The 4194-nt window shown below is 67.3% G+C and carries 4 protein-coding genes; 1 reads left to right on the forward strand and 3 read right to left on the reverse strand.

Going from position 1 to position 4194, the window contains the following annotated elements; genetic code table 11:
• The coding region (locus tag GH737_RS13390) for a glycosyltransferase (RefSeq protein ID WP_155265295.1) at positions 1 to 978 on the reverse strand (978 nt) is incomplete at its 3' end.
• A 92-nt stretch (positions 979 to 1070) separates the two neighbouring features.
• Between GH737_RS13390 and GH737_RS13395 the strand changes: the two genes are divergently transcribed.
• Positions 1071 to 1829 carry a DUF2334 domain-containing protein gene (locus GH737_RS13395; protein ID WP_196233188.1) on the forward strand — a complete coding sequence of 253 codons (759 nt, stop codon included), beginning with the start codon at positions 1071 to 1073 and terminating at the stop codon, positions 1827 to 1829.
• Here GH737_RS13395 and GH737_RS13400 read toward each other — a convergent pair.
• Both GH737_RS13400 and GH737_RS13405 read right to left on the reverse strand, forming a co-directional pair.
• A complete protein-coding gene (locus GH737_RS13400; RefSeq protein ID WP_155265296.1) occupies positions 1807 to 2136 on the reverse strand; it encodes a hypothetical protein in 330 nt (109 codons plus the stop codon). The two genes, GH737_RS13395 and GH737_RS13400, sit on opposite strands and share 23 nt — an antisense overlap.
• Before the next feature lie 92 nt (positions 2137 to 2228).
• Positions 2229 to 3914 (reverse strand): putative bifunctional diguanylate cyclase/phosphodiesterase, encoded by a 1686-nt coding sequence (locus tag GH737_RS13405; RefSeq protein WP_230558811.1) that lies wholly within the window; start codon positions 3912 to 3914, stop codon positions 2229 to 2231.
• Between the last annotated feature and the right edge of the window lie 280 nt (positions 3915 to 4194).

The following is a 4194-nucleotide window of genomic DNA, read 5'->3' on the forward strand; positions in this document are numbered from 1 at the left end:
GTCCACGAGCTGGTCGACCGCGGCGCCGCGGTCGGGCACGATCAGCGGCACGCCGCTTGCCCGCGCCTCCGCGGCCACCAGGCAAAAGGTCTCGGATTCGCAGCCGTGGACAACGGCGTCGGCGCTGGCGAGCAGGGCCGCGAGTCGATTGCGATCGGCAACGGCGGCAAGAACCGCGATGTTGCGGTAGCGATCGGCAATCAGCTCCAATCTGGCACGCCTCGGACCGTCGCCGACCAGCAACATGCCCACCGGCAGCCGGCGCCCGCATTCGCCCGCGGCGCGCAAGACCAGCTCCCATCTCTTCTCTGCCGAGAAGCGGCCGACGCCCAACAGAAGCAGCGCCTTAGAATCAAGGCCGAGTGCCGCAAGCGCCGTCCGGCGCAGCTCCTCCGACCTGTGCGCCGGCGAAAAGAGGCCGGCTTCGACTCCCATGCGAATGGTTCTCGTCCCCGCAACTCCGCCGTCGGAAAGCCGCTGCGCCAGTTCGCCGTTGGCGCAGACCACTGTGTCGAACATGCGGCCGAGTCCCCGCAAATGGCGCCAGAACCACCCGAAGCAGCGATCGATCGCCCGACGCGGCGCGACCCCGCCGAGCCAGCGATAGGCATAGGCCGCGAGCGGGTCGGCGTGCATGACGAGCGAGCGCGTCGCAGCGCCCTGCCAGCGTCCTACCATCGTCGCACTCGACCATGGGGACGACACTTCGACGTGCTCGGGCTTCCACACATCCAGCGTCTCGTGAAGCAGCCGCTCATCGTCGAAATAGCGGTAGCGGCCGTCGAGCGGCATTCTCGGGCCCGGGATGGTCGCGAGGAACGCACCAGGTCCCCACCTGACCAGCTGTTCATCGATTCCTGGAGCGAGGACGATGATCTCATGCCCGAAGCGCGCAGCGGCGCGCAGCTTGGCCTCGACATAGGTGCGGACGCCGCCGCCGAAGGGTGAATAAAAGGCGCAAACGTCGACGATCCGCATCCGCGCGACGGAAGCGAGCGGGGGCAGTGAACTTCAAGTGAAGCTTTGTTCATCGACTGGCGGAGCGGCCCGGCATTGCGCACATCCACTCCATGCTGCCGACTCGCGAACGTCTCCTGCTTGCGTCGATCCACGACGTATCGCCGCGTTTCGAGACGGAGGTCGACCGGCTCCTCGACCTGCTTCGGCCCTATGTCGGCGGGCGCGTCGCGATGCTCGTGGTACCGAACCACTGGGGCGACGCGCCGATTGTTCCGGGTTCGCCTTTCGCCGCCCGCCTACGGCGCTGGGCCGACGCCGGAACCGAGATTTTCCTCCACGGCTATTTCCACCGGGACGAGTCGCAATATCGACTTGCGGCGAACCGCGTGCGCGCGCGGTTCATGACGGCGGCGGAGGGCGAATTCCTCGGGCTCTCGAGGGAAGAGGCGAGCGCGCGCATTACCGGCGGCCGCGCGCTGCTGGAGGACGTAATCGGCCGCCCCATCGATGGTTTCGTCGCTCCGGCCTGGCTCTACGGCGAGGGCACTATGGCCGCGCTTGCCCAAGCCCGCATTGCCATTGCCGAAGACCATCTGCGCATCTGGTCACCGGCAAGCGGCGCCGATCTCGCCCGCGGTCCCGTGATCACCTGGGCCAGCCGCACCCGGCTGCGCCTGGGTTCCTCTCTGCTTGCCGCGGCGGCACTGCGACGTGCGCCCATTGCAGCATTGCGGATCGGCGTGCATCCGCCGGATTGTCGCCATTCCGCGCTCGTCCGAAGCATCGGCAAGACATTCGCGACCGCCACTCGAACCCGGCGGCCCGCGCGTTATTCGGACCTGCTCGCTAAAAGCGCATCACGAACTTGATCGCCGGCTTGCGCGAGTGGCGCGGCCCGCCGGTGATGCGGACATCAGGGCCCGCCTTCTTGCGACCATAGACGTTTCCGAAGCCAATCCCGAGCTTCGCATTTGGCGCGACATTTTGGCTGACCAGCATCCCATCGACGAGGGGATGCCAGCCGGGAAGGGACGCTTGCGGGGAAATACGAAAATCGAGCGCGCGGGTGCGCGCGACGCCGGCGATCTCCGCGGGCGAGAGGCCTTTCATCTGCGCGCTCGCCAGACTCGCCCACCCCAGCGAAACGGCGGCGCCGACCGCGAGCCACCTCAGCATGGCCCATCGACTCCCTGTTACGGTCGTTCAACTTCACGGGGGCGCTAAGAGTTCCGATCGCCCTGACGGCGATCCTGGCGACAGCCTTCAAGTCAGCGCCGGCGCGACTTCCAATAGTCGAGCGCGGCTTCGGCCGGGAGCGGCCTGGCGAAATAGAATCCCTGGCCGGACGCGCACCCAAGCGTCGCCAGCGTCGTCGCCAGCTCGACCGTTTCGATCCCCTCCGCCGTGGTCGACATGCCGAGTGCCTCGGCGAGGCTGAGCACGGCGCGGACGATCGCCACCGCGTCAGCGTCGACCATCATCCCCGAGACGAAGCTCTTGTCGATCTTGAGCACGTCGATCGGCAGCCGCTGGAGGTAGGCGAGGCTCGAGTAGCCGGTGCCAAAATCGTCCATCGCGACGGTCGCGTCGAGAGACTTCAACGCGTCGAAGACGCGCGTCGCGCGCACCGGGTCCTGGACGATCGAGCTTTCGGTGAGTTCGAGCGTCAGGCGGTCGCCGGTAAGGCCGCTCGCTTTGAGCGCGCTCGCGACGACCGCTGCGATGTCGTCTCGGGCAACCTGGATAGCCGAGAGGTTGACCCCGACGTAGAGCGGAAGCTGTTCGCCGGCATCGCGGTCCCAGCCGGCCAGTGTCTGCGCCGCCGTGTCCATCGCCCAGCGGCCGAGCTGGAGGATAAGGCCGGACTCTTCGGCGACGGGGATGAACTCGGTCGGACTGATCTCGCCGCGGTCCTCGTGGGTCCAGCGGGCGAGGGCCTCGAAGCCTGCGACTTCGCCGCTCTTGAGGTCGATGAGCGGCTGATAAAATAGCTTCAGCTGGTCTTTGTCGAGCGCGCGGCGCAACTCGGTTTCGATCGAAAAGCGCCGCCGCGCCTCGGTGGCCTGCTTCGGCTCATAGACCTGGGGCCGCCCCACCACCTTGGCCTGCTTGACCGCGAACTGGGCGTTGCGGAACAGCTCCTCGGGGTCCTGCCCCGCGTTCATCAGCGCGACCCCAATCGCGCATTCGACGCGAATTTCGAGCTCGGACAGCCGGAACGGCGCCGCCATCACCTGCTGGATCCGCTCGGCGGCCTTGAGCGCGTCCTCGACCCCGCGGCGCAGCGACACCAGCACCCCGAACTCGTTGCCGCCCGTACGCGCCAGCACGTCGCCGGCGCGCAGCGCGAGGATCAGCCGGCGCGCAAAGGTGATCAGCAGCTCGTCGCCGGCAAGGCTGCCCATCGATTCGTTGATTCGACTGAAGCGCAGCATGTCGACCACGAGCACGGCATGCTCGAGGTCGCGCGCCACCTTGTCGCCGGCCTGCTCGATCGCCTCGCTGAACGAGAGGCGGTTGGGAAGTCCGGTCAAGCTGTCGCGAAGCATTTCGGCGCGAAGAGTCCGCTCCGCCTGCAGCTCGACGGTGCGGTCGACCACGCTCAGCAGGCACCGTGCTTCGCACCCGCCCCGCTTGGGCAACGGCGCGAGCTTGATCCGGTAGAATTGCGCCGAGACGCCGTCGCCGTCGGTGAAGTCGAGCTCGCCTGCGGTGTCGGTTCCGTCGAAGAATGTGCGCAGCTGTTCGGCGATCGGTCCGGCCTTGAGGCAATCGGCCTCGTTCCAGTCGAGCGCGGTGCAGTTCGACCGCTCAACCAGGTCGAGGAACCGGCCGTTGTGCGCGGCGACCTTGAAGCAGCCATCGGCGGCATGCTCGATCACGGCAGCCGCGATCGGAAGCGCGGAAAGCAAGCCGGTATCGTCCGCAATCGCAAGATGCGGTGTCGCACTCAAATTGTCCGCCCGACGGCGCTTCGCAGCGATCGCCGGCCGGGAAACTGCAGCCTGCATGGCAGCTTCTATGGGGGACAGGGGTTAATTCGAAGTATCTTTCCCCCTCTGTCCGGGGTTGTTAACCGGGGTTGGTTAACCGCTAATCAAAGCGGTTGCTCCGCGGAAATCCGACCGGCGGCATCCTGCCCGCGGCGCCGCGCGCGGCGCGCCACGGCGTAAGGTCGCTCTCGGTCCGCACGCGCCCGCTCTCGCCGCCCAGCGCCCAACTGAGCCCGTCCTC

The sequence above is a fragment of the Sphingomonas segetis genome, from assembly GCF_009720245.1.
Classification (GTDB): Bacteria; Pseudomonadota; Alphaproteobacteria; order Sphingomonadales; family Sphingomonadaceae; genus Sphingomicrobium; species Sphingomicrobium segetis.